The sequence below is a fragment of the Microbacterium sp. ZW T5_56 genome (assembly GCF_044987425.1).
In the GTDB taxonomy this organism is placed as follows: domain Bacteria; phylum Actinomycetota; class Actinomycetes; order Actinomycetales; family Microbacteriaceae; genus Microbacterium.
Genome location: NZ_JBJDRI010000001.1, coordinates 62,686 through 85,181 on the forward strand (window position 1 = coordinate 62,686; position 22,496 = coordinate 85,181).

The 22,496-nt window shown below is 66.4% G+C and carries 24 protein-coding genes; 11 read left to right on the plus strand and 13 right to left on the minus strand.

Features of this window, described 5'->3' with window-relative positions:
- Complete coding sequence (locus ACI3KU_RS00255) at positions 1-2,025, plus strand: hypothetical protein (protein WP_404920278.1); 2,025 nt, start codon at positions 1-3, stop codon at positions 2,023-2,025.
- A gap of 52 nt (positions 2,026-2,077) precedes the next feature.
- Here ACI3KU_RS00255 and ACI3KU_RS00260 read toward each other — a convergent pair whose 3' ends face one another.
- The 4 genes from ACI3KU_RS00260 to ACI3KU_RS00275 all read right to left on the minus strand — a co-directional run bounded on the left by ACI3KU_RS00260 (position 2,078) and on the right by ACI3KU_RS00275 (position 5,440).
- Positions 2,078-3,367: a threonine/serine exporter family protein gene (locus ACI3KU_RS00260; RefSeq protein ID WP_404920279.1), complete on the minus strand. Its 1,290-nt coding sequence runs from the start codon at positions 3,365-3,367 to the stop codon at positions 2,078-2,080.
- A 59-nt stretch (positions 3,368-3,426) separates the two neighbouring features.
- A complete protein-coding gene (locus ACI3KU_RS00265) occupies positions 3,427-3,759 on the minus strand; it encodes a hypothetical protein (protein ID WP_404920280.1) in 333 nt (110 codons plus the stop codon).
- A 272-nt stretch (positions 3,760-4,031) separates the two neighbouring features.
- Positions 4,032-4,397 (minus strand): cupin domain-containing protein, encoded by a 366-nt coding sequence (locus ACI3KU_RS00270; RefSeq protein WP_404920281.1) that lies wholly within the window; start codon positions 4,395-4,397, stop codon positions 4,032-4,034.
- Positions 4,394-5,440 carry a hypothetical protein gene (locus ACI3KU_RS00275; protein WP_404920282.1) on the minus strand — a complete coding sequence of 349 codons (1,047 nt, stop codon included), beginning with the start codon at positions 5,438-5,440 and terminating at the stop codon, positions 4,394-4,396. The genes ACI3KU_RS00270 and ACI3KU_RS00275 overlap by 4 nt, the downstream gene beginning before the upstream one ends.
- A gap of 52 nt (positions 5,441-5,492) precedes the next feature.
- Here ACI3KU_RS00275 and ACI3KU_RS00280 point away from each other — a divergent pair, with 52 nt between their 5' ends.
- Entirely contained in the window at positions 5,493-6,107 is a 615-nt protein-coding gene (locus tag ACI3KU_RS00280; RefSeq protein WP_404920283.1) for a hypothetical protein, read from the plus strand.
- Between the two features lie 196 nt (positions 6,108-6,303).
- Here the strand turns inward: ACI3KU_RS00280 and ACI3KU_RS00285 are convergent, their stop codons facing one another.
- Positions 6,304-6,756, minus strand: a complete 453-nt coding sequence (locus tag ACI3KU_RS00285; protein ID WP_404920284.1) for a VOC family protein — start codon at positions 6,754-6,756, stop codon at positions 6,304-6,306.
- A 101-nt stretch (positions 6,757-6,857) separates the two neighbouring features.
- On the opposite strand from ACI3KU_RS00285, the gene ACI3KU_RS00290 reads away from it, so the two are divergent.
- The 5 genes from ACI3KU_RS00290 to ACI3KU_RS00310 all read left to right on the plus strand — a co-directional run bounded on the left by ACI3KU_RS00290 (position 6,858) and on the right by ACI3KU_RS00310 (position 11,962).
- Positions 6,858-7,835 carry a helix-turn-helix transcriptional regulator gene (locus ACI3KU_RS00290; RefSeq protein ID WP_404920285.1) on the plus strand — a complete coding sequence of 326 codons (978 nt, stop codon included), beginning with the start codon at positions 6,858-6,860 and terminating at the stop codon, positions 7,833-7,835.
- 132 nt (positions 7,836-7,967) lie between these two features.
- Complete coding sequence (locus ACI3KU_RS00295; RefSeq protein WP_404920286.1) at positions 7,968-8,480, plus strand: hypothetical protein; 513 nt, start codon at positions 7,968-7,970, stop codon at positions 8,478-8,480.
- Between the two features lie 91 nt (positions 8,481-8,571).
- A complete protein-coding gene (locus tag ACI3KU_RS00300) occupies positions 8,572-10,197 on the plus strand; it encodes a circularly permuted type 2 ATP-grasp protein (protein WP_404920287.1) in 1,626 nt (541 codons plus the stop codon).
- On the plus strand, positions 10,191-11,120 hold the full coding sequence (locus tag ACI3KU_RS00305; protein WP_404920288.1) for an alpha-E domain-containing protein: 930 nt from the start codon (positions 10,191-10,193) through the stop codon (positions 11,118-11,120). The genes ACI3KU_RS00300 and ACI3KU_RS00305 overlap by 7 nt, the downstream gene beginning before the upstream one ends.
- Positions 11,117-11,962, plus strand: coding sequence for a transglutaminase N-terminal domain-containing protein (locus tag ACI3KU_RS00310; RefSeq protein WP_404920289.1), 846 nt, complete (start codon positions 11,117-11,119; stop codon positions 11,960-11,962). Before ACI3KU_RS00305 ends, ACI3KU_RS00310 begins: the two co-directional genes overlap by 4 nt.
- Positions 11,963-11,999: 37 nt before the next feature.
- Here ACI3KU_RS00310 and gap read toward each other — a convergent pair whose 3' ends face one another.
- On the minus strand, positions 12,000-12,998 hold the full coding sequence (gap, locus tag ACI3KU_RS00315) for a type I glyceraldehyde-3-phosphate dehydrogenase (protein ID WP_404920290.1): 999 nt from the start codon (positions 12,996-12,998) through the stop codon (positions 12,000-12,002).
- A gap of 87 nt (positions 12,999-13,085) precedes the next feature.
- Positions 13,086-14,069 (minus strand): GlxA family transcriptional regulator, encoded by a 984-nt coding sequence (locus ACI3KU_RS00320; RefSeq protein ID WP_404920291.1) that lies wholly within the window; start codon positions 14,067-14,069, stop codon positions 13,086-13,088.
- A gap of 102 nt (positions 14,070-14,171) precedes the next feature.
- Between ACI3KU_RS00320 and ACI3KU_RS00325 the strand changes: the two genes are divergently transcribed.
- Positions 14,172-15,419, plus strand: coding sequence for a ferrochelatase (locus ACI3KU_RS00325; RefSeq protein ID WP_404920292.1), 1,248 nt, complete (start codon positions 14,172-14,174; stop codon positions 15,417-15,419).
- A gap of 42 nt (positions 15,420-15,461) precedes the next feature.
- Here ACI3KU_RS00325 and ACI3KU_RS00330 read toward each other — a convergent pair whose 3' ends face one another.
- Both ACI3KU_RS00330 and ACI3KU_RS00335 read right to left on the minus strand, forming a co-directional pair.
- Positions 15,462-16,064 carry a TetR/AcrR family transcriptional regulator gene (locus tag ACI3KU_RS00330; RefSeq protein WP_404920293.1) on the minus strand — a complete coding sequence of 201 codons (603 nt, stop codon included), beginning with the start codon at positions 16,062-16,064 and terminating at the stop codon, positions 15,462-15,464.
- A gap of 4 nt (positions 16,065-16,068) precedes the next feature.
- Positions 16,069-16,608, minus strand: a complete 540-nt coding sequence (locus ACI3KU_RS00335) for a hypothetical protein (protein ID WP_404920294.1) — start codon at positions 16,606-16,608, stop codon at positions 16,069-16,071.
- A 481-nt stretch (positions 16,609-17,089) separates the two neighbouring features.
- Between ACI3KU_RS00335 and ACI3KU_RS00340 the strand changes: the two genes are divergently transcribed.
- Together ACI3KU_RS00340 and ACI3KU_RS00345 are read left to right on the plus strand one after the other, a co-directional pair.
- Positions 17,090-17,704: a hypothetical protein gene (locus ACI3KU_RS00340; RefSeq protein ID WP_404920295.1), complete on the plus strand. Its 615-nt coding sequence runs from the start codon at positions 17,090-17,092 to the stop codon at positions 17,702-17,704.
- A 227-nt stretch (positions 17,705-17,931) separates the two neighbouring features.
- The gene (locus ACI3KU_RS00345) at positions 17,932-18,408 is read left to right on the plus strand and encodes a hypothetical protein (RefSeq protein WP_404920296.1); all 477 of its coding nucleotides are present in this window, start codon (positions 17,932-17,934) and stop codon (positions 18,406-18,408) included.
- 73 nt (positions 18,409-18,481) lie between these two features.
- On the opposite strand, the gene ACI3KU_RS00350 is transcribed toward ACI3KU_RS00345, so the two are convergent.
- From ACI3KU_RS00350 to ACI3KU_RS00360, 3 genes are all read right to left on the minus strand, one after another.
- On the minus strand, positions 18,482-18,751 hold the full coding sequence (locus ACI3KU_RS00350) for a hypothetical protein (RefSeq protein WP_404920297.1): 270 nt from the start codon (positions 18,749-18,751) through the stop codon (positions 18,482-18,484).
- Positions 18,752-19,892: 1,141 nt separating this feature from the next.
- Positions 19,893-20,096 carry a hypothetical protein gene (locus tag ACI3KU_RS00355; protein ID WP_404920298.1) on the minus strand — a complete coding sequence of 68 codons (204 nt, stop codon included), beginning with the start codon at positions 20,094-20,096 and terminating at the stop codon, positions 19,893-19,895.
- A 246-nt stretch (positions 20,097-20,342) separates the two neighbouring features.
- Positions 20,343-20,612 carry a DNA/RNA non-specific endonuclease gene (locus ACI3KU_RS00360; RefSeq protein ID WP_404920299.1) on the minus strand — a complete coding sequence of 90 codons (270 nt, stop codon included), beginning with the start codon at positions 20,610-20,612 and terminating at the stop codon, positions 20,343-20,345.
- A gap of 254 nt (positions 20,613-20,866) precedes the next feature.
- Between ACI3KU_RS00360 and ACI3KU_RS00365 the strand changes: the two genes are divergently transcribed.
- Complete coding sequence (locus ACI3KU_RS00365) at positions 20,867-21,421, plus strand: sce7726 family protein (RefSeq protein ID WP_404920487.1); 555 nt, start codon at positions 20,867-20,869, stop codon at positions 21,419-21,421.
- Here ACI3KU_RS00365 and ACI3KU_RS00370 read toward each other — a convergent pair.
- Positions 21,375-22,451 carry a beta family protein gene (locus ACI3KU_RS00370; RefSeq protein WP_404920300.1) on the minus strand — a complete coding sequence of 359 codons (1,077 nt, stop codon included), beginning with the start codon at positions 22,449-22,451 and terminating at the stop codon, positions 21,375-21,377. The genes ACI3KU_RS00365 and ACI3KU_RS00370 overlap by 47 nt on opposite strands.
- Positions 22,452-22,496 lie beyond the last annotated feature (45 nt).

A 22,496-nucleotide genomic window follows, 5' to 3' on the forward strand; every position in this document is an offset into this window, starting at 1 on the left:
GTGAAGACCACTCGTCGCACGTTCCTCGCGCTCGCCGCGGGTGCTTCGGCGCTCGCCCTGTTCCCCGCCGATGCCGCCCGGGCGCAGACGACCGGCGCGATACGGTCTGCCGCCGGTGGATCCGGACGCAGGCTCACCAACCTGGCGCACCTGCGGTTCCTCCTCGCCGATGTCCCCGTGACCGCGAGCGCCGCGCACACCACGTACGGCATCGATGCGCGGCCCCTGGTGCGCGCTCCGTGGACCTACGCCGACGCGGACGGTGCAGGCGGATATCGACCGGTCGGTGGTGGCAGTCGTGACGCGGTGACCGGCTACTGGAGTCAGGGCGCCTACAACGCCGATGACATCGCCCGGGCTGCCGTGGTGTTCCTGCGGGACTGGCGGGCGACCGGCGACCGACAGAGCCGTGAGGACGCGCGCGACGTGCTGCGCGCCCTCGCGTACCTGCAGACCGTCACCGGTGAGAACGCAGGACGAGTGGTGCTGTGGCAGCAGGAGGATGGAACGCTGACCCCCAGCGCCATTCCCGTGGAGCTGCCCGACCCCTCGGATTCGGCCGAGTCGTATTGGCTGGCTCGCACGGTGTGGGCGTTCGGCGAGGGCTATGCCGCCTTCCGCCGCGAGGATCCCGCGTTCGCCACGTTCCTGCTCGACCGACTGCACCTGTGTCTCGACGCGGTCGCTCGCGAATCGCTGGGGCGTGCGGGACAGTGGGTGCGCAGTGATGGTCGTGATCTTCCCGCCTGGCTCATCGCGGGCGGTGCCGATGCCACAGCGGAGGCTGTGCTCGGACTCGCTGCGGCGGCCGAGGCCGGCGATGCTGCCAGCCGTCGGGCGCTGCAGACGTACGCAGAGGGGATCGCCGCGATGGCGACGGATCCCGCGCAGGGCTGGCCGTTCGGTGCCGTTCTGCCATGGACCGGATCGCTGGGATTCTGGCACGCCTGGGGCGCTGCGGCACCGGAGGCGCTCAGTCGAGCTGGATCTGTTCTGGGCCGTCGGGACTGGGTTGCGGCGTCGCTGACCGACGCCGGCCGATTCACGCCGCAGGTGCTCGCTTCGGGCGGCCCGCACAACGCGTGGGCGCCACTGCCCGCGGAAGCTCAGATCGCGTACGGAGCGCACGGTCGTCTCGCCGGCGCGGTGCAGGCGTCGTCGGCGGGTGGCGAGGGTCTGCGCGTTCTCGCGGGGCTGATCGCCGGGTGGTTCTTCGGGGCGAACACGGCCGGCATCCCGGTCTACGACCCCGCCACCGGCGTCACGTTCGATGGTGTGGAGACCGACGGCCGGGTGAATCGCAACTCCGGGGCGGAGTCGACCATTCACGGCCTGCTGGCGATGCAGCTGCTCGATGCAGATCCCGACATCGCGGCCATCGCGACCTCCATCACGGGCTTGCGCTCCTTCCGTGGACTGCGATCGATCGATGCCGCAAGCGCGCGCCTCTCGGCCGGATGCGAAGTCGTGCGGCCGGACGGCGGCGCCTGGACCGGGGAGGGCAACCTCTCTGGGGGCGCGTACGTCCGTGTCCCGGCCGGCGAATCTGTGGAATTCGATGTGGCGGAACCGGGCGGGATCTTGCACGGGCTCGTGTGGCGTCAGGCGGCGGATGCCGGCGATGCGGTGTGGGAGGTGTTCTCCGGGTCGCGCCGAGTGTGGACCTCACGCACCGCGGCAGGCGGCACCGGAGACCGGGGTCTCACCGAGGCCGACGGGATGCTCGTGCCGCAACTGCTCGGCGGAGAGCTGCCGGAGGGACCGGTGACGGTGCGCTGCACGAGCACCGGCGATCTCCGCCTGAATGCGCTCGTCATCCAGCCCCGGGTCGCCACGGCGGTCTACGCCACCACGACCGGATCCGCGGCGCTGTACGCCAACGGCACGGGCTCCGACGTTCGGGTCGCGCCGCTGGCGCCGGGCTCGGGTCGCGCCTACGAGGCCGACGGCTCGCAGCGTGGCCAGGCGGCGGCAAGCGGCGCGGTGCGCGTCCGCGGCACCGGCTTCTCCATCACCCTCGGCTGACGCTTCGCCACCGTCTCGTCGTGCTCACCACCACAAGACGGTTCGGCGAGCGTCAGCGGATCACATGGATCGATCCGGTCGCCGTCGTCACCGGAACGGGTCGCGTGATCCGCAGCGCGTCGGCGATGAGCGCGCCCACCTTGGTGCCGATGCAGAGGCTGATGAAGATCATCGGCGCAGCCGCGAGCGCCGTGGCATCGAAGGATGCGAGGGCGACGAGTCCCACCGTGCCCGGCACCAGCAGCAGGAACGCCGGCTGGAACGACACCGTGGCCGGGACCGCGAGGGTCACACGTTCCAGCACACGCGCCACGATGAACAGCAGTCCGGCCGTGACACCGGTGGCGATGGTGCTGCCCGTGAACGGGCTCAGCAGCATCAGCGCGCCGTAGGTGCAGCTCATGACGATGACGGTCGCGACCGTCAGGCGGAAGCCCGAGCCGAAGCTGAGGCCGATCCCGATCGCGAGCACCACCACGCCGATCCAGCTCCATGCCAGGGGAGGCACGGACTCCCAGCCGCCGTGGCCGGTGACCAGTGACGTCTCGCCCACGAGGGCGGCCGATGCCGGGTCCACGCTCAGTCCGGTGAGGGCGGCGCCGAGGTAGATGCCCGCCGCCATGAACGCCAGCACGATCAGCCCGTAGACCAGTCTCGAGGCCCCGGTCACGATGTCGGCAGAGGTGAGCTCCAGCAGCGCGTTGGTGATCAGTGCGCCCGGAACGAGCAGCGCCACCGGCGCGCAGACGGCGAACAGCGGTACGGCACCGAAGTCGAGGCCCGCAGCCACCACTCCCACGATGAGGGTGGAGATCAGCGACGCCACGAACGGCACGATCGCGGAGGCTGCACGCACGCGTTCGGTCACGATGGCGATGCTCGCGACGAGCGCACCCACGACCAGCGCGAGCAGCACAGCCCACCAGGGACAGCGGAACAGCACCGCGAGCCCTGCCGCCAGCAGCGCACCGCCGAGGGCCATCTGCAGCGCCGGGTGTCGACGCTGCAGGGCACGGATCCGAGCCACATGATCGGGCACCTGGTCCAGCGCCACCTGCCCGCTCTCGAGCCGGCGGGCCAGCTGCGACGCGTGCGCGGTCTGCCGGAAAGTGAGTCCCGGTCCGCTGCCGGCCGCGATCGTCGTAGCCCCGGGTACACCCGGTCGGCTCACGAACACGTGCTCCGGGAAGACCGCGAACGTCAGATCGGTGCGAGGCGCGGTGACTTCGCGAACGCGCTCCAGCGTGCCTCGGACATCGGTGACGGACACCCCTGCGTCCAGCAGAAGGGCACCGAGGTCGCCGAGGGCGACGTCAGCTGAGACAGGAGCGGAAGCAGACATCACCTGAAATGGTAGATCCGCCGATCCTCCGCGCGGTGCTCACCCGGCGAGGCGTGACCTCACCAGCTGCCTTCGTGGCTCCAGAACCACACGGACGAATGCCGCTGGCGAGCACGACGGCGCAGCGTGTCCACCACCACTCCGGCGGTGATCGCCAGGACTCCGATCCCGAACACGAGCACCAGCGGCGTGACGATTCCGGCCGCGATCCCCGGCACGCAGGCGAGCGACCCGACCAGCCAGAACCCGAGAGGCACGAGGCTGAGCTCGGCATGTCCGAGAACGAAGAGCAGGAACATGCCCAGTGCCCCGAGCAGTCCCACCACGACGCCGACGGTGGTGATGAGTGCGCTGAACTCGTTCAGCGACACCAGAAGTGACGTGTCAGACATGAAGCCTCCCCCAGAGTGACGTTCGCCTCGTCCCCACGGGCGAGCGGCACGCCCGTATGTGGCGTGCATCAATGAGACGCGGAATCGGCCCGACTATGACGCGTAATCGTCGAAATCGCCGCCCCGATCTCGCGGAAGCCCGAAAACGCATCCCCCAACCCCTCGAGACTTCCGTCTGTGGGCGAGAATCCGCGCGTTGCGGCGTTTGTCGCCCACAGACGGAAGTCTCACGAGACCTGACTCGCCGCGGGCGCGCTCGCGAGCGGCGTGGGTCAGCGGAGTTCGCGCAGTTCGGACGTCAGGTCCCCGCCTGCGTCTCCGGTGTTCACCGTCCCTTTCGGCTCGAAGAGGACGGCCTGAACCTCCTCCTCCGCCTTCGGGCAGTGCTCGACTCCCCGCGGCACGACGAACACGTCGTTCGGACCCAGCACGACATCGCGATCGCGCAGCTGGATGGTCAGCTGACCGCTTACGACAAGGAACAGCTCGTCGGTGTCAGGGTGCGTGTGCCACACGAACTCGCCCTCCAGTTTCACGACCTTCACGTCGTAGTCGTTCACGCTGACCAGCCGATGCGGCTGCCAATGAGCCGTGATCGTGGCGAGAGCGTCGTGCAGGTTGCGAACATCGTCCGTCATGCGTCGAAGCCTAGCCGCGTGTCTCCCGCAGCCCCGTCCTCCCGCTCGGTCGGGCGCTTTCTCGACGTCTCGAATGATTGACACCGCCCTGCGCGGCCCGGTACTGTCCGAGCCGGAGGCCCGGTCGGGAGTGGGGAGAAACCCGAACCACCATCTCTGCTGCAAAGAAGTGCCTGGGTGTGCGTCGTCGGTTGAAGATCGGCACCCTGGGTATCGATCGTTCGACCTGGAGTCGCCATGAGCTTCGCTGACTGTCTTGCCGCCACAGGTGCGGCACCCCCGTGGAGTCTCGCGGCCCTGGCCGTCCTGGTCGTGATCTGCGGAGTTGTGCTCTTCGCTCGACGGGACAAGGAGCGCAAACGCGCCGGAGCCGTGCTCGGCACCTTTGGGGTGATCGCCCTGCTCGCGCTCGCGCCGCTCGCGGCCCCCACGCCCGCCCACGCGGCGACGAGTGACTGCCGCCCGTCGACGCCGGCACCCGCGCCCACCACGTCGCCGGCTGGCACGCCGACCGCCACGGTGACACCGACACCGACGTCCACGCCGACTCCGACGTCCACGGCCACACCGACACCGACGTCCACGCCAACGGCCACGCCGACTCCGACGTCCACGCCGAGCCCGACAGCCACACCGACACCCACGGCCACACCGACTCCGACGTCCACACCCACCCCGACGCCGACGCCGACTCCGACGTCCACACCCACCCCGACGCTGACAGCGACTCCGACGTCCACACCCACCCCGACGCTGACAGCGACTCCGACGTCCACTCCGACACCCACACCCACGGCCACGCCCACGGCCACGCCCACGCCAACGTCCACACCGACGCCGTCACCTACTCCGACGGCCACGCAGACACCGACACCGACGCCAACACCAAGCCCGACGTCGACACCGAGTCCGACGTCCACAGCGACTCCGACGGCCACACCAAGCCCGACACCCACACCCACGCCCACGCCGACGCCGACACCCACGCCCACGCCCACGCCGACGCCGACGCCGACGCCGACGCCGACGACCACCTTCGTCACCCCCGAGCCCCCCACTTCTCTGCCCCTGTGTGGCGAGGCGCCGCTGATCGTCGTGCCTGAGAGTGAGTTCTTCGACTACGAGACGGTCCGCGAGGGCGATGTGACGACGGTCACCGCAACTCTGAAGGACAGCCTGGAGAACGTCGCCCTGGCCGCGGGGGCCCAGACATCGTGGACTTTTGACATGTCCTTCGTCCCGATCCTGGAAGCACCGGCCGACTGGAGCTTCTCCTACGACGCGACGACTGATGTCGGCACCGGCTACATCTTCGATTCCGCGGTCGCAGACTTCCTCACGTCCCACGCGATTTCGATGACGCTGACGACGGAAGCGATCGAGGCGTACGACTATGGCGTGTTCGACGCCTTCGGCAACCAACTCACCGAGTTCGGAACCTACGGCGTCGCGACGAACACGACCTCGATGTTCGATGTCGAGCAGTCCGGCCAGGCGCTGGCTTTCACACGCGTCAGCACTCAGGTGTTCGGTGGCCAGCCCAGCGCGGAGCAATTGTTCGCTGCACAAGGACCACTTCCCGAGGGCGCGACTGTCCAGGCGATTCCCGAAACCTGGCGCTGGATCGCCTATTGGGGATCGATAGAGGCGCTGTACGACAACGGCTGCTCTCTCAGCACCACGATCGGCACGGGCTCCATGCTGGGGTAGGTGCGGCTCATCCCGAACGCGATGGCGCGGCGCACCGCGCGTTGATCATCTTCCGTCGTCTCGATCGTGCGCAGCGCCATGTCGTCCCCGGGCAGTTCCTCGGCTTCGGTATCCGCTCTCACAGCCGCGCGGAGGCGGCCTGTGAATCACCGACCCGCCCCCACATTTCGTTGAGGCGGGCCGGCCGTGCCACAGGCTAGGCGCTGACAGTGAAGCTCCACGTGACACCGAAGCGGTCCGTGAGCATCCCGAAGCCACTGCTCCACGCCGATGCGTCCAGCGGCTCGACGATGCTGGCTCCGTCCGCCAGAACGTTCCAGTACCCCTGGAGCTCGTCGAGTGTGTCTGATCCGATCGACACGAACAGCGCCTGATCGGTGAGCGTCGTGTTGTTCTCCCGATGCGTGGATCCGCCACCGACAATGCCGTGATCGGTCTCACCGAGCACGTCGTAGCCCATGACGCGGAACCCGTTCGGTGCGGTCACCAGACCGAACACCACCCGGTCCGCGCCCGGGATCTCCCCGGGCATGCCGAAATCGGCATATGTGTTCATGACGAGGTGGCCACCGAAGACGGACCGATAGAACTCAAGTGCCGCCCGCGCATCTCCGCGGAAGTTGAGGTGGGTCGTGATCTGAATGCACATGTCTGCTCCTGGGTGCTCTGCGAGTCCCTATCGGCTCGCAGAGCTCACTCTCACAGCCATATAGGTCGATTTTTGTCCTAGATGACGATTACGGTCGAATCATGACGACAACCTCGCGACTGCTCGCGCTTCTGTCGCTGCTGCAGACCCATCGCGACTGGCCGGGTCCCGTCCTCGCCGAACGTCTGGAGACCAGCGCCCGTACCGTTCGTCGGGACGTGGACCGGCTTCGCGAGATGGGCTACCGCATCGACTCCACGATGGGCCCGGACGGCGGGTATCGCCTTGCCGCGGGAAGCGAGCTGCCGCCGCTGCTCTTCGACGAGGACCAGACGGTGGCGATCGCGATCGCGCTGCAGACCGTTCCCGCCATCCGGGCAGGAGTGGATGAGGCCGCCGTTCGCGCGCTGGCCACGATTCGCCAGGTCATGCCGTCGCCGTTGCGGCATCGCCTCGACGCCATCGAGGTTGCAGCCCTGCGCACGACGAAGGACGCGGCCGCCGAGCCCGGCGTTCTTGAGGGAATCTCACGCGCCATCCAGGTGCGGGAGGTGCTGCGGTTCGACTACCGCTCCCCGAGTGGCGACGCTAACGATCGGCCAGCCCGACGCGCGGAGCCGGTGCAGCTGATCGCCTCCCAGGGGCGCTGGTATCTGCTCGGCTGGGACCTCGAACGTGAGGACTGGCGTCTGTATCGGGTCGACCGACTTCGACCGCGAATGACGAACGGCCCGCGGTTCACCCCACGCTCGGTACCGGGCGGCGATGTGGCTGAGTTCGTCGCGGCTCGGTTCAAGGGTTCCGACGTGAATGAGTGGCCCTGTCGCGGCTCCGTCATCCTGCACCTGCCCGCGGAGGATGTCCGTCCCTTCGCGGGCGATGGCATCGTTACCGCTCTCGACGCCGAGCGGTGTTCGCTGCAGGCCGGGTCGTGGTCGTGGACGGCACTTGCCGCGTCCTTCGGCCGCTTCGACGCGCCGTTGCAGGTGATCGGTCCCCCCGAGCTGGCCGCGGCGTTCGATCTGCTTGCCACGCGCTACCGGGATGCATCGGGCGCCGCACAGCCCGGTGCAAGCTGAATCCGGCATCCCCGCGACACGTCGCCGGTGTTTTTTTCTCTCTTCCACCGGAGCGATGGCGGCCGATTGGCACGACGCCCGCCCGAGGTGCACCATGGAAGGCGAGAGCGTTGCGCCGGGAAGGAGCCGCTCATGACTCACCCGATTCCCTCGCCCGCAGGACAGCTACGGTCGCGCCGTCGCACGTGGTGGCTCATCGCGGCGACCGCGAATGTCATCGCCATCGCGATCATTGGTGCGATCGTCATCATCGGTCAGCGACCCTGGCTCACCACGAACGTGACCATTCCGATCAGCTATGTGGGCGATGACGGGAAGACCCACTCCTGCACGTACGACTATCGAACGTCCGACCGCGCGCCCATGCCCGCCGCCGTCGCCGAGAACATGAATGCGCGCGACTGGTCGCAGACGGGTCAGCTCATGTACGAGTGGGCGAAGTCCCACCCCGCCGAATCCTGGACCACACAGCACGAGTTGCCCGCAGACGACCCGCAATCGACGCGTGCGGACGCATCCTGGGCTCTCGCGATGGACGAGTACATCGAGTTCCCGGCATGGACGGTCGAGACGCCGGAGGGCACCGAGTATGAGCTCTGGTGGGAAGTGCGAGACGGAAGCACCTGCGAAGACGGCCTGCGCTGATGGCCGTGTCGACACACTGAGCCCCGCCCCTGACGCGCTGCCGACTCGTGGCCGTAATGGGCGCGAAACGTCGGCGTGGAATGGTCCATCCATGGAAACGTCCTTCGCCGGCTACTGGAGTCGACCGTCTCAGCGATCTCACTCACGTTCGCCGTGGGACGAGATGTTCGACGGCGACGCCGCGGGAACACCGCTGGCCACGCGCGATCCGTATCGCACAATTCACCGCGCGCTCAGTCAGATGTCTGCGGAGGACCTCCGCGGTCGCGTGGAGGCGCTCGCCGGGGCCTACCTGACGCAGGGCGTGACCTTCGACTTCGCGGGTGAGGAACGTCCCTTTCCCCTCGACGTGGTCCCGCGCGTCATCGCTCCCGGCGAATGGCGAGAGGTCGACCTCGGCGTCGCGCAGCGCGTGAGGGCACTCGAGGCGTTCCTCGATGACATCTATGGCGCGCGGCGATGCGTCTCCGATGGCGTCGTGCCGGCCCGGCTCATCGCATCCTCCAGCCACTTCCATCGACAGGCTGCGGGGATCGTCGCCGCCAACGGCGTACGGATCCAGGTTGCCGGCATCGACGTGATCCGAGACGAGTCGGGCTCCTGGCGTGTGCTCGAGGACAACGTTCGCGTGCCGAGCGGCGTGAGCTACGTGCTGGCGAATCGGCGCGCTTTGGCACAGATGTTGCCCGAGATGTTCCAGGACATGCGGGTGCTGCCGGTGATGGACTACCCGAACCGACTGCTCGGTGCCCTCCGGGCTGCTGCCCCGCACGGTGCCGACGACCCGACGATCGTGGTGCTGACACCCGGCGTCTTCAACTCGGCCTACTACGAACACACCCTGCTTGCCCGCCTGATGGGTGTCGAGCTCGTGGAAGGACGCGACCTGTTCTGCTCCGGTGGCCGCGTCTGGATGCACACGACAGCAGGTCCGCGCCGCGTCGATGTGATCTACCGCCGCGTGGACGATGAATTTCTCGACCCCCAGCAGTTCCGTCCCGACTCCATGCTCGGTGCTGCCGGGATCATGAACGCGGCACGGCTGGGCAACGTGACACTCGCGAACGCCATCGGCAACGGCGTCGCGGACGACAAGCTCGTCTACACCTACGTTCCCGATCTGATCCGGTACTACCTGCATGAGGATCCGATCCTGCCGAACGTCGACACCTGGCGTCTCGAGGATCCGGACGCACTCGCCGAGGTGCTGGACCGCCTGGACGAACTCGTGGTCAAGCCGGTGGATGGGTCGGGCGGCAAGGGACTGATCATGGGCCCCGCCGCCTCACGAGCCGAGCTGGACGCCGCACGACAGACCCTGGCCGCGGACCCGCGCGGCTGGATCGCGCAGCCGGTGGTTCAGCTCTCCACGATCCCGACCCTCGTGGACGACGGATTCCGACCACGGCATGCCGATCTCCGCCCCTTCGCCGTCAACGACGGAGAGCAGATCTGGGTGCTGCCGGGTGGCCTCACTCGTGTCGCTCTGCCGGAGGGACAGCTCGTCGTCAATTCGAGCCAGGGTGGCGGATCGAAGGACACCTGGGTACTGGAGGATCCCGCAGCTCCGCGCGCATCCGTGCTGGCAGCTCCTGCGCGAGTGGCGATCCCACCGCTCATCGAGTTCTCCGTCCCCGAGCCCGCCCCGCTGCCTGTCCCGCTCTTCGACGATCCCCAGCAGCAACAACAACAGCAACAACAGGAGGCGTCGTGCTGAGTCGCATCGCCGAGGGGCTGATCTGGATCGGTCGCTACGTCGAGCGCGCCGACGGCACCGCGCGCATTCTCGATGTGCATCTGCAGCTTCTCCTGGAGGACCCGTGGGCCGACGAGGAGTCGGTGTGCCGCACGGTGCTGGCCGTGATGGGCGTGCCGGATGCTGCCGGAAGCAACCCCCGGCGTGGCGATGCACTTCGGGTTCTGGCGACGGATCGGACGAGGGCGATCTCGGTCGCGCACTCCCTCTCCGCGGCGCGAGAGAACGCGCGTCGTGCCCGCGAGGTCATCTCTCAGGACTTCTGGGAGGTCCTCAACACCACCAACGCGCGGCTGCCCCTGCGGGTTGAGTTCGAGCGCTCGCATTCCTTCTTCCAGTGGGTGCGTGAGCGCGCGGCACTGACCTACGGGGTCGCTGAGACGTCCATGAGTCGCGATGAGGCGTGGCACTTCTTCGCGTTGGGACGCGCTCTGGAAGCTGCCGACATGACAGCGCGCCTCCTGGTGTCCGCCGCACGAACCGCGGACGACAGCGCGATCAACTGGATGACCCTGCTGCGCAGCTGCGACGCGTACGACGCCCACCTGCGCGTGCATCGGTCCATGCCGACCGCGCAGTCGGCGACGGAGTTCCTGCTCGTGGACCGCCACTTCCCGCGATCCGTGCTGTCCAGCGTGATCCGTGCGGAGGAATGCCTGCGTCAGATCGGTCAGAGCTCACCGCTGTCGCCTCCCGACGCGGTCGGACGGGCGATCGGACGGCTCCGTTCCGACCTGGAGTACCGCTCGGTGACCGACCTTGTTCTGCTGCTGGAGACCAGCATGCACCAGGTGCAGGCCAGTGTGTCCACGATCAGCAACGCCGTGCAGGATCAGTATTTTCCATCGATGGCCGCGCCCGTCTGGATCGAGGAGACGCTATGACAAGGCTGAAGATCGTGCACCGGACCGGCTTCCAGTACGCCTCCCCCGCGACGGCCTCCTACAACGAAGCTCGCATGCTGCCGCGCACACAGGACCGCCAGCTCGTGCTGCAGGCGCGCGTCGACACGAGCCCCGCCACACATCCGAGCACCTACAACGACTACTGGGGAACGCCGGTGACCGCGTTCGAGGTGCTCACACCGCACCAGCAGCTCTCCGTGGTCGCCACGAGCATCGTCGAGACACGCACGATCGTCACCGGCGGCCCGAGTGTCGACTGGGAGCACCTTGCCGACGCCGTATCGACGTCTCTCGATGTGGCCGAGATGCTGATCCAGACGGACGCCACGGATCCCGACGACCAGATGCGGGAGATCGCCACGGCGATCCGGGGTGAGCATGAGGACGTCGACGGTGCGGCGCGTGCCATCTGCACAATCGTCGGCGAGGCGATGACCTACCGCCGAGGCGTGACGGCGGTCAACTCCACCGCTCGTGATGCGTGGCCGGCGCGGGCGGGAGTGTGCCAGGACATCGCGCACGTCACGCTGGGCATGCTGCGGGCGGCCGGTGTTCCCGCGCGCTACGTGTCGGGGTATCTGCACCCGGATGCGGATCCTCAGGTCGGGGTCACCGTGGTGGGCGAATCCCATGCCTGGGTGGAGTGGTTCTCCGGAGCGTGGCGTGGTTACGATCCGACCAACCTCGTGGAGATCGGGCCGTCTCACGTCTTCGTCGGTGTGGGCCGCGACTATTCCGACATCACTCCGCTGCGCGGGGTGTATGCCGGATCGGGCGCGTCGGACATGTTCGTCACCGTGGACATCACGCGGCTGGAATGAGTAGGGGCCCCGCACCGCGGGACCCCTGCTCGGGCGCTCAGGACTGCGTGAGCAGCAGGAGCGTGTCGACCACGCGGTTGGAGAAGCCCCACTCGTTGTCGTACCAGGCGACCACCTTGACGTGCTTCCCATCCACCCGGGTGAGCGCAGAGTCGAAGATCGACGATGCCGGCTGGCCGGTGATGTCGCTCGAGACCAGCGGGTCATCCGAGTACTCCAGGATGCCGGCGAGCGCACCGTCTGCTGCCGCGCGGTAGGCGGCAAGGATCTCGTCGCGCGTGACCTCGCGCGAGACGGTCGTGTTGAGCTCCACGATCGACCCGACCGGCACGGGCACCCGGATGGAGTCGCCCGAGAGCTTGCCATCGAGACCGGGAAGCACGAGTCCGATCGCCTTCGCGGCACCGGTCGTGGTCGGGACGATGTTCACCCCGGCAGCGCGAGCACGGCGCGGGTCGCGGTGCGGGCCGTCCTGGAGGTTCTGCTCCTGGGTATAGGCGTGCACGGTCGTCATGAATCCGTGCTCGATGCCGGCCAGATCGTCGAGCACCTTCGCGAGCGGCGCCAGAGCGTTCGTGGTGCAGGAGGCATTGGAGACGATGGTGTGCGCCGTCGGGTCGTACGCCTCGGTGTTCACACCGTAGGCGAGGGTCACGTCCGCGCCGTCGGAGGGGGCGCTCACGAGAACACGCTTCGCTCCGGCACGCAGGTGGGCGCGGGCGGCGTCCGCGGAGGTGAAGCGTCCGGTGGCCTCCAGCACCACCTCGACGCCCAGCTCGCCCCAGGGCAGGTTTTCGGGATCGCGCTCGGCAAGCACCTGAATGCGACGACCGTCGACGATCAGCGCGTCACCGTCGACCTCGACCGGACGGCCCAGGCGACCGAGAGAGCTGTCGAATCGCAGCAGCTGGGCGAGGGCGTCGGGTGCGGTCAGATCGTTGACGGCGACGACCTCGAGGTCGGTCTCGCGCTCCAGCAGGGCGCGCAGAGTGTTGCGGCCGATACGTCCGAAGCCGTTGATGGCGATGCGGGTCATGGTGTTCCTTTCAGTCCCGGTGCGCCTTCCATGCTCAGCCCGAGCGTCGGCGTCTGCCAGTGGCTGGCAAGACAGCATGCGCAAGGATCACGCCACGTCGCTCGCCACCGGTGATGAGGATCCCGCCACTGCGGTGTTCGAGAAGGTGTGGCGGTACTCCGTGGGCGAGGTGCCGAGGATGCGGTGGAAGTGGAGCCGCAGGTTGGCACTGGTCCCGAGGCCCACGCGATGAGCAATCTGCTCGACGCCGAGGTCCGAGCGCTCCAGCAGCTCGCGCGCCAGATCGATGCGCGCACGCAGCACCCACTGCATCGGCGTGTAGCCGGTGTCTTCCACGAACCGGCGCGAGAAGGTGCGCTCCGAGACGTTCGCGTTGCGCGCCAGGTCGGCGAGTGTGAGCGATTCGGCGAGGCGGCCCAGCGCCCACTCGCGGGTGTCGGCGAAGAGGTCGCCGAGCGGCTCCGGCACGCTTCGCGGCACATACTGCGCCTGTCCCCCGCTCCGATAGGGCGCTGCCACGAGCCGCCGGGCAACGTGGTTCGACAGCCCGACGCCATGATCACGCCGCACGAGATGCAGGCACAGGTCGATGCCCGAAGCAGCACCCGCGGAAGTGAGCACGTCCCCTTCGTCGATGAAGAGCACGTTCTCGTCCACATCGATGAGCGGATGACGTTCGGCGAGGGCGCGGGTGTAGTGCCAGTGCGTTGTCGCGCGACGCCCGTCGAGGAGGCCAGTGGCCGCGAGCGCGAAGGCGCCGGTGGAGATGGCAGCGAGGCGGGCACCGCGCTCGTGCGCGGCACGCAGCGCGGCGACGACCGCAGCGGGGGGTTCGGTGCTCGCCGGTTCGCGATAGCCGGGCACGAAGATCGTGTCGGCGCGCTCCAGCGCTTCCAGCCCTTCGGCCACGTGATACGACAGGCCGTCACCCCCGGTGACGAGCCCCGGCTCCGCTCCGCACACCCGCACCTCGTACGGCATGCTCGCCCGCTGCGCGAACACCTGCGAGGGGATGCCGACGTCGAGGGGCTTCGCACCTTCCAGCACGAGGACGGCCACGCGATGTGTCATACGCCCATCATCACGGAGTTCACCCGTCCTGCGGGAGCAGCGTGCGGGAGCTTCATCAGATGAAGGGTTATGATGGCGCGGGAACTTCATCGGAGGAAAGCCATGACAGAAGGCCACGAGTCGCGTCACCAGGGCGACGACCTACGCGGTGCCGCGCGACGGGAGCTCAAGCCGGCGCCGGCGACGGGCGTCCACCGTGATCCCGGAGCTCGGGTGGCCAGTGCCACGTCCGCTACCGCCGACGGTCCGGAGCACACCACCGTGCCGTTCGCCTATGACGGCATCCTGCTGTCGGGTTTCGGTGGCCCGGAGGGCCAGGACGACGTTCTGCCGTTCCTCCGGAATGTGACGCGGGGTCGCGGCATCCCTGACGAGCGTCTGGAAGAGGTCGCGCACCACTACCGCCACTTCAACGGCGTGAGTCCCATCAACGATCAGAACCGGCGACTCCTCGCGGCGTTGACGGGCGCGCTGCAGGAGGCCGGGCTGGATCTCCCGGTCTACTGGGGCAACCGGAACTGGTCGCCGTACCTGGACGAAGCGCTTCAGGAAGCGGCCGCCGACGGCGCTCGAAACCTTCTCGCCATTCCGACGAGCGCGTACTCGTCGTACTCGTCGTGTCGGCAGTACCGCGAGGACTGGGCTGATGCTCTCGAAGCGTCCGGACTCCAGGACGAGCTGCGGATCGACAAGGTGCGCCAGTTCTTCTCCCACCCCGGCTTCATCGCCCCCTTTGTCGAAGGACTCGAATCCGCCGTGCGCGAGGCTGTCTCCGCGGGGAACGATCGCGGTTCCATCGAGGTGCTGTTCGCCACGCACAGCATTCCGACGCTGGACGCGGAGCTCTCCGGAGCGTCGCTGTTCGGGGATGCCTACGGCGGCGGATACGCGGCCCAGCACCTCGCGGCCGCGCGAGAGATCATCGCCCGCGTTGACCCGGATCTCGCCTGGCAGCTGGTCTATCAGTCCCGGTCCGGCCCTCCGTCGCAGCCGTGGCTCGAGCCGGACATCAACGACGCGATCGAGGCTCTGACGGATCGCACCGCGGTGATCATCGTGCCGCTCGGTTTCGTCAGCGACCACATGGAGGTCATGTGGGACCTCGATGAGGAGGCGACGGAGACCGCGCAGAACCGGGGCCTCTGGGTGACCCGCACTCCGACGCCGGGCGTGCACCCGGCGTTCGTCGGTGCTCTCGTCGATCTGGTTCAGGAGCGTCTCGAGGGACGCCCTGTGGGGCAGCGGAAGAACACCACGTCGATCGGACCCTGGTTCGACGTGTGCCGTCCCGGGTGCTGCGAGAACCGGCGCCTCGGCTTCAAGCCGGCTATTGCGGGGCTCGTGCCCTGACGTTTGTGCCTGAGGGGCCGACCACTTTGTGTGGTCGGCCCCTCAGGCGCGATCGGCGGCGGCGGACCCGAGGGATCGGAGGTGTCGCTCGAGGATGCGCCCCGCGAAGACTTCCGCATCCGAGCGCGATTCCCAGAGCAGGTGAATCGCGAGGCCGTCGAGCAGCGCGTGCAACCGGTCCGCCTCGTCGTCGATGTTGACCGTCGAGGCTGCCACCTCGGTGCGCACGAGTTCGGCGATCACCGCAGCGCAGGCGCCGCGCACCTCGCGATTCAGCTCGCTCGCGCTCTCTCGCAGCGACCCATCGGTCAGCGCCAGCGTTCCCAGTTGGAGTTGCGCGATGAGTTCGCCCCGTCGCACGTCATCCAGCGGCAGGAACTCGCGAAGCAGGGCGAGGACGAACGCGAGCCCTTCGCCTTCCAGCGCTTCGATTCGGTCCGCCACCGCCCGGCGGATCGCATCGAAGCAGAACCGTCGCAGACTCTCCTGGGCGGGAAAGGCCCGCCGAAGCGAAGCGGCGGCGATGCCCGCTTCGGCGGCGACGTTCCGCACCGAAAGCGCACCGAGGCCCTTGTCCACCAGCACGCGCATCGCCGCTGCCGCGATGTCGCGATTGCGTTCGTCGTGATCGATCAGGCGAGGCATCGCATCATCCCTTCACCGGTGCCGACTGCTTCGGCCAGATCGTGTAGCTCACCGCCCAGAGTACGTCGATTCCGAGGATCAGCCCGAGCAGCGGGAAGAAGCCGCCCAGCTCTTCTGTTCGCTCGGGCGCTCCCACGATGAAGATCAGTCCGCCGAGGATCGCCGCGGCGATCGCGACGGCCAGCAGGGTGCGAGCGGCATCCTTCCAGCACGCGATCGTGTAGGCCGTCCCGGTGAGCTTGGGGCGAGGAGCTGCGCCCTGGAAGCGCGTGGCGAACTTCGCGTCCGCCCACGCGATCATCCGATGCCCGTACGCGATGGAAATTCCGATATACAGCGCCGCCAACCCGTGGTGCCACGATGCCGTCCCGCCTCCGAGCAAGTCGACGGTCACTAGCACCAGCAGCACGACGTCGACAACGGGCGCGAGGAGCAGCAGCACGATGCTCAACCGCGGACGATGGGCGACATACCGCGCCAGCAGTCCCCCAAACACGGCCAGCCAGAAGGCCACCTCGCACGCGATGATCAATCCGAGAACCATGACATTCCCCTCCACTCGTCAGGTTGTGAGTACGAGTGTACCTGTTTACGTAGCACGAGTGTACTCGTACCTTGTCGGAGGGACGGGGGACATGACTGACCGGCGGCGTGCCCGGCTCACGCGTGCCGAAGAAACACTGTCCACACCTCCTCGACGGTGAGGCTCGGAGTTGCTGCACACTGGGACGATGACGACGCACTGCTCCCCCCGATGCGAAGCTGCCGGAGCGCACGAAGGTGGCTGATCGGACTGCCACCACCTGGCGAAGCGAAGGCCTTCGATGAGTTCTCACGTTCTGCCTCCGGCCGACTGGCCATCGTTCACGTCGTCGCAAGATAAGTGCGTCGCACGGTCGTTGCCCCGGCCAGACCCACTCGCCGTCCGAGTCCTGTCTATGCGTGCGGGCTACGTCCTTCTCCTGACGTACGGCGACGAATCCCGATACATTCTGAAGATCTCAGGCGACGGTGGACCAGGCGAGGTGGAAAGCGAATTCGCCGCATTGAAGGAGCTCGGCGACGGGTATGCGCATCGCATCAGTGGCTTCTCCTCCGAAGGAGACAGTGCTGCCCTCTGCCTGCGGTGGGTGGAGGCCGCGAGCATCGGCACCCGATGGCTGGAAGGTCCGTCGCTCGAAACCAAACCGAGGCGTGCAGATCTTCGACTCGTCGCCCACGAGCTCGACCGAATCCACGAGGCCGGCTGGGTGCACGGCGACGTGCAGCCGACACACATTCGGTTCGCGGATGACGCAGCGCTGTTCATCGACTTCGGTGAAGCCGGCTCGCCCGGCAGCTCGTACGGGGGTGGGCTGATCCACTACCTCGCTCCCGAGTACGCCTCATCCGTCCTGCAGACCGGCCGCGCGACTCGTACTGTCGCGGGCGATTGGTACGCGCTGATCGCCAGTGCGTTCGTCGCCCTCACGAGAACGGTCCCGGTTCGCTACCCCGACGCAAGCGAACGAGCGGACCGGCTGAACGCCATCGCGCAGCGCCAGATCGACCCGCGGGAGTGGGACGATCCGTACACGCGGGAACTGGCTGAGGCGCTGTTACTTCTACCCCAGGAGCGAAGGGCCTGGGTGATGTCGTGACGCTTACACCCATCGCCATTGCGGAGCCGATCATGGCACGCCTCTTCGATTGCTCGCCATCGCGCTGCTGATTGCAACCGGTCTAGTCGGCGCTCAGCAGTGAGCGGAGTCGAGGATGCAGCCGAGAACCCCCGCAGGAATTGACACCACGCTACGGGACTCGCTCCCAATATCTGGCACCCGTATCAGGGGTGGGCAACACCGGAGCGAGATCTAAACTGTCGGCCATGACCGACGCTGAGCCGACCCGCTACGTGCCTCTCGACCCGATGTCGAACTACCGGATCGATCCCCGCGTTCAGCCATTCGACCCGGCGGAGCTGACGGTCACCGGCATCGTCATCCTCTGTGAATATCAGGGCCCCGTGCCTGGTAGCCAGGTGCCGTCGATGCACATGTCCATGACACAGTTCGTGCGGCTGTCCGATAGGTCGATGATCCGTCTCAATATGGACCGCGGTGTCGGAGGAGGACAGATGAATGCTCAGGAGGAACCGGTCTCATGGAAGAGCTCGGGCGAGGAAGTCCTCAAGGAAGTCCAGGACCTCATCCGTGGGGACGTGCCGGACCGCGACGAGTTCCCCTGGGAGGAGTATGCACGAACGGCCCAGCTTCGCGGCATCTCCGTGGACGCCGAGACGTTGATGAAACTGCCCGTCACGGTATTTCTCTCCGACGAGCTGATACGCATGTTCGAGTTCTAGGGCGTGACGCGTTGGTTGCTCTAGTGAACAACGGAGTGCCCTGAACCGACAGGGAGCGCGGTAGGCCTCTCGCCTACCGCCCCGATCGACCCAGCGCGACACGCATCGCATCGTCAAGGGTTGCCGCGCCCGTGGCTGCGAGCAGAAAATCGCGGCCGGTCTGCGCTGCAGCTTCCCCCGTCACTGCTGTGCCCTCGGCGGGGTGCATCTCACCGGCCTCAGCCGCTGCTGCGAGCTTGTCCCAGTTCGGTTCCTCTCGGTCCACCGAGCGGACTTCACGCATCATGCGGAAGTGCTCTGCACGCCAGCGCTCCCGATCAGCGTCGTTCGCCGCCTCACGCATCCATTCGTTCCTACCAACTTCGCTCGCCAGAGTCTCACAAACATCTTCTTGACACACACGGCCAAACTAAGTCGTGCGCTCGATCTCAGCAGGGCGGGGCCAAGATGTCGGAGGGACGTCCGTGCACCACGACTGCTCGACACCGATGAGCAGCCCTTCGCGCACCCAAACAATCACCTCACCAGCGAGCTCATCATTCTTGACAACCAGATTCTGGCCAGAGAGTGGCCCGTTAGGCAGATCGACTGCAGGGACGCCTGAAGAGACCTCGACATCAATCATCGTGGCCGTCGACTTGACTATGCACGCAATGCTCGCTTGCTGAAGAAGCGCAATCCGATTAGCACCTAGGCCCTCGCTTGCAATTCGGATGAGGCCTCGCGCATTCTCGTCGAGCTTTTCACCTTTGAGTGAATTCATGGAATAAACATTGTTCCAATCCTCGGTATGCCGTTAACGATTGATCCACGAATCGTTACAGCTTCACCAGCTATGACGCGTGTGACCAGAAGAGTATTTCTCGGACCGCTAGTAGCGGATGTCGCTTCCCAGACTGCTAACGATCTGTTCCATCGCAGCTTCCTGGCTACCCTACTGGCTCACCGACCGGGTGAACGCCGTCTTCGAACACTTCGAGCCTCGGGGATATGGCGTCTGCTTCGAGGAGTTGCTCGAGTTAGTTCGCGCGCACGTTCCCGTTGTCGAGGTCATCAACGACGGTTTTCGCGAGGTTCGCCCCATCTACCCAGGTACCGCGATCCACGAATTCCTCGCCAATGGCCTTGTGTATCAGCACCTGGAAATGCACGGTGTTCAGGTTTTAAACTGCCGGATCACAAGGCCGCAGTGGTCTCTCAGGTCATCGCGGCAGCAGTTGAGGTTGAGCTACTCAAGGTCGATCCGCGGGCAGGCGCATCGCGCCGCCACGCACGGTATCAGCCGTTCTTCGCGTAGTGGCCGGGACGCTCAGACGCCACAAACGATGCGGGCTCGAGCCTGCTAACGTGCGGTCCGCCCATGTTCACAGGGCCGCACAGATGTGACACGCTCCGGCTCGGAGCTCCCGCCACCCGGATGCGGACGGTGCCCCGCGTGGTCACACGTCACCGACAAATCGCGGCGCATCTGCCGCAGGAGCGCACTACCTCTCGGGAGTGCGAGGGCCCAACCAGGCCTTGAGACCATCGAGCGGGGTGAGGTCGTTCGAGCCGTAGTAGACGACGTCTCGCGAGAGCTGAACGTCGAGCTTGCCACTCGCGGGTTCGTAGTACACCCTGTACTCAGTCGGAGCTGGAATTCCCGCCTCGTCGAACGCCGCAGTGGACGCGCTGAGGTCTTCGTTCATGAAGTTAAGGACACTCCGCTGGCGTCCCATGCTTGTGTCGGTTCCTGCGAGGTGAGCAGCCCAGACAATCGATCCACCTTGGTCAAAGACCGGCACACAGAACATGCTGCCCGTGCCGCCGGCGCGCTCATGCAAGCCGTACAGGTAGTAGGCCCGGACGTCGGGTGCAGCGCCTGCGTACTCGCGCGCGAGCGAAACCCACTTCGAGACCAGGTCGTTCAGAATTTGTTGTTCGGACACAGTCACCTACTGCTCAAAGGTATAGCTCATGGGGACACCGTTCACCACTTCATCAATGGTGAACTTCGTTGGCCGCCCCGTAGCTGGATCGGTGACGACTCTAACATCGACCGATACCGTCCCCGGCGGCACCGCTTTTAGAACCTTGCTCCAGTTTCGCTCCAAAGCAGCGTATGCACCGACGTTTAGACCTTTGAACATGCTGACAAGGTTGTCGAGCTTGGGCGACCCGCCAGCCCAGTCCCCTGCCAGAGGTCCAGCATGGTCTTCGGCCATGGTCAGCCGCGCGCTTCGCGGGAGCCTGTTCGATGGCGTCGCGCGGCTATTGACCGAACCCGGAGAGCCGGCTATCAGAAAGCGCAGCGCCGAAAGGCATGTTCAACATCGAGTTGGAGTCGCCAACACCCACGATGCGCACGTCCCTTGCGCCTGGCACCAGGGTAGATTGGCACACGGCCGCGTACATGACCGCGGAGTAGCAAGGCTGGAGGCGGGGCGTGCGAGACAGTGACGTGCGTGCAGCCCTGCACGTGTGGCTCGCGGATCTGCATGCACACGAAGCTGCGGACACTCGCATCGTGGACGAGCTAGGCATCGCCGGTACGGTAAGGGTGGACACCGCCGTTTTCAACGGTTCATTCTCCGGCTATGAAATCAAGAGCGCTGCGGACACCTTGCGCCGCCTTCCCAAGCAGGTCGAGTTGTACTCTGCGGTGCTTGACTATGCCTACCTGGTGGTCGCTTCGAACCATGTCAAGCAGGCTCGGGAGTTTCTGCCCACATGGTGGGGAATTATCGAAGCCGTACCGGCAGGCGACAAAGTCGATCTGCGACACCGGCGCAAGGCCCGCTGGAACACACAAGTCGATGCATTCACTCTGTGTACCCTGCTCTGGCGTGACGAAGTGTTGGAAGAACTCGAGGCACGCGGCTGGGCGGCTGGCGTGCGCAGCAAGTCGAAGGTCATCCTCTGGGAACGCCTGGCCGCCCAGCTCGATCTAGATGAGCTGCGGACCGTGGTGCGGGAGCGGGTAAAGGTCAGGGAATCCTGGCGAGAAGATGCTCCATCACTTCGAAGTGCCTGACGGTTCCCCACTCCCGCCACTTGGTCGGGTTCCCGGGGGTTGCCTGGCTACTGTGCACGGCTTCAATCCAGTCCTCAGCCTGTGTGCGAACCGGCGTCGCGTACTCAGGATGCATAATCAGTGCATTCAACGGGGACATGAGCGCGGCACCACCTCTACTCGTTCCCGCGGGCCCCTTGAACAACTCCCCCTTCGCGAAAAGCCAGTCTTCCTCCGTCGTGTATCTCAGTGCCGCACTGATGCTGATGAACCGAGGATCGATACTCAGCTCGATACTCTCCGGACGAAGAATAAGCCGGTCCGAGTAGTCCGGGATGGCGTGGCTCGCATTGTTGAGCTTCGTGACGACATTGCGCCAGACCGACCAGTCGGTACGCGGGTGCGTCGTGATCCCTCGCGCCAAGCCCTGGGTATCCGGGAAGGATCCGCCACCGAGCGTCACCGAGCGGAACGCACCAAGAGCGTTCACCGCGATGATCTCCGCCGCGGCCGCCGCCTCAATAAGCGGCCCCTCTGCTGCGCCATAGTCAATGACCATGTCGATGTCCGCGGGCGTCATCCCCAGCCGTGCCATCGTGGCCGGCAGCGCTGACGAATCCACCGTCAACCATTGCGACGCGTCGAGCAAGATCGCGACACCGCGACCGAAGTCTCGATGGAGGTTCCGCACCGCCGTCTCATACATAGGCGATCGGTCCGGGGCCGTTGCGGGGGTCAACGGCAGGCCCAGCACATGTGCCTCGCGAACCAAGTGCTCGAGTGGGTGAAGACCGCGGATTGGGGTTTCCGCGTCAAGCAGACCCGCGTCCAGAAAGGCGGGATAGGTTCCTCGAGCGTTGGACAGCTTTGTCGGCAGCTGTGAGAGGTGGGCCGCCAGCGTCTTCGAGAACTTGCTCGACTCAAAATCCCATTCGCGAGGCGGAGCCTGGAAGATCGGCGTGATGGCCGCATGGGTGGCAGCCCTGAGATGCGCAACGGCGGCAAGCTCCCCCGCGCGCGCGAGCGTTATCGGTCGGTAGTGCGCTGGCATTTGTTGACTCCTTCGATCAGATGCCCATAAGTAAGGAATGCAACT

What these genes read in the sequence shown, in the direction of transcription:
- ACI3KU_RS00265 (WP_404920280.1), bottom strand. Translation starts at nt 3,759, where the DNA reads ATGTCTGACACGTCACTTCTGGTGTCGCTGAACGAGTTCAGCGCACTC.
- ACI3KU_RS00325 (WP_404920292.1), top strand. Translation starts at nt 14,172, where the DNA reads ATGACAGAAGGCCACGAGTCGCGTCACCAGGGCGACGACCTACGCGGT.
- ACI3KU_RS00345 (WP_404920296.1), top strand. Translation starts at nt 17,932, where the DNA reads ATGACCGACGCTGAGCCGACCCGCTACGTGCCTCTCGACCCGATGTCG.
- gap (WP_404920290.1), bottom strand. Translation starts at nt 12,998, where the DNA reads ATGACCCGCATCGCCATCAACGGCTTCGGACGTATCGGCCGCAACACT.
- ACI3KU_RS00285 (WP_404920284.1), bottom strand. Translation starts at nt 6,756, where the DNA reads ATGTGCATTCAGATCACGACCCACCTCAACTTCCGCGGAGATGCGCGG.
- ACI3KU_RS00310 (WP_404920289.1), top strand. Translation starts at nt 11,117, where the DNA reads ATGACAAGGCTGAAGATCGTGCACCGGACCGGCTTCCAGTACGCCTCC.
- ACI3KU_RS00330 (WP_404920293.1), bottom strand. Translation starts at nt 16,064, where the DNA reads ATGCCTCGCCTGATCGATCACGACGAACGCAATCGCGACATCGCGGCA.
- ACI3KU_RS00355 (WP_404920298.1), bottom strand. Translation starts at nt 20,096, where the DNA reads ATGAACGAAGACCTCAGCGCGTCCACTGCGGCGTTCGACGAGGCGGGA.
- ACI3KU_RS00350 (WP_404920297.1), bottom strand. Translation starts at nt 18,751, where the DNA reads ATGCGTGAGGCGGCGAACGACGCTGATCGGGAGCGCTGGCGTGCAGAG.
- ACI3KU_RS00270 (WP_404920281.1), bottom strand. Translation starts at nt 4,397, where the DNA reads ATGACGGACGATGTTCGCAACCTGCACGACGCTCTCGCCACGATCACG.
- ACI3KU_RS00360 (WP_404920299.1), bottom strand. Translation starts at nt 20,612, where the DNA reads ATGGCCGAAGACCATGCTGGACCTCTGGCAGGGGACTGGGCTGGCGGG.
- ACI3KU_RS00335 (WP_404920294.1), bottom strand. Translation starts at nt 16,608, where the DNA reads ATGGTTCTCGGATTGATCATCGCGTGCGAGGTGGCCTTCTGGCTGGCC.
- ACI3KU_RS00290 (WP_404920285.1), top strand. Translation starts at nt 6,858, where the DNA reads ATGACGACAACCTCGCGACTGCTCGCGCTTCTGTCGCTGCTGCAGACC.
- ACI3KU_RS00300 (WP_404920287.1), top strand. Translation starts at nt 8,572, where the DNA reads ATGGAAACGTCCTTCGCCGGCTACTGGAGTCGACCGTCTCAGCGATCT.
- ACI3KU_RS00320 (WP_404920291.1), bottom strand. Translation starts at nt 14,069, where the DNA reads ATGACACATCGCGTGGCCGTCCTCGTGCTGGAAGGTGCGAAGCCCCTC.
- ACI3KU_RS00260 (WP_404920279.1), bottom strand. Translation starts at nt 3,367, where the DNA reads ATGTCTGCTTCCGCTCCTGTCTCAGCTGACGTCGCCCTCGGCGACCTC.
- ACI3KU_RS00370 (WP_404920300.1), bottom strand. Translation starts at nt 22,451, where the DNA reads ATGCCAGCGCACTACCGACCGATAACGCTCGCGCGCGCGGGGGAGCTT.
- ACI3KU_RS00295 (WP_404920286.1), top strand. Translation starts at nt 7,968, where the DNA reads ATGACTCACCCGATTCCCTCGCCCGCAGGACAGCTACGGTCGCGCCGT.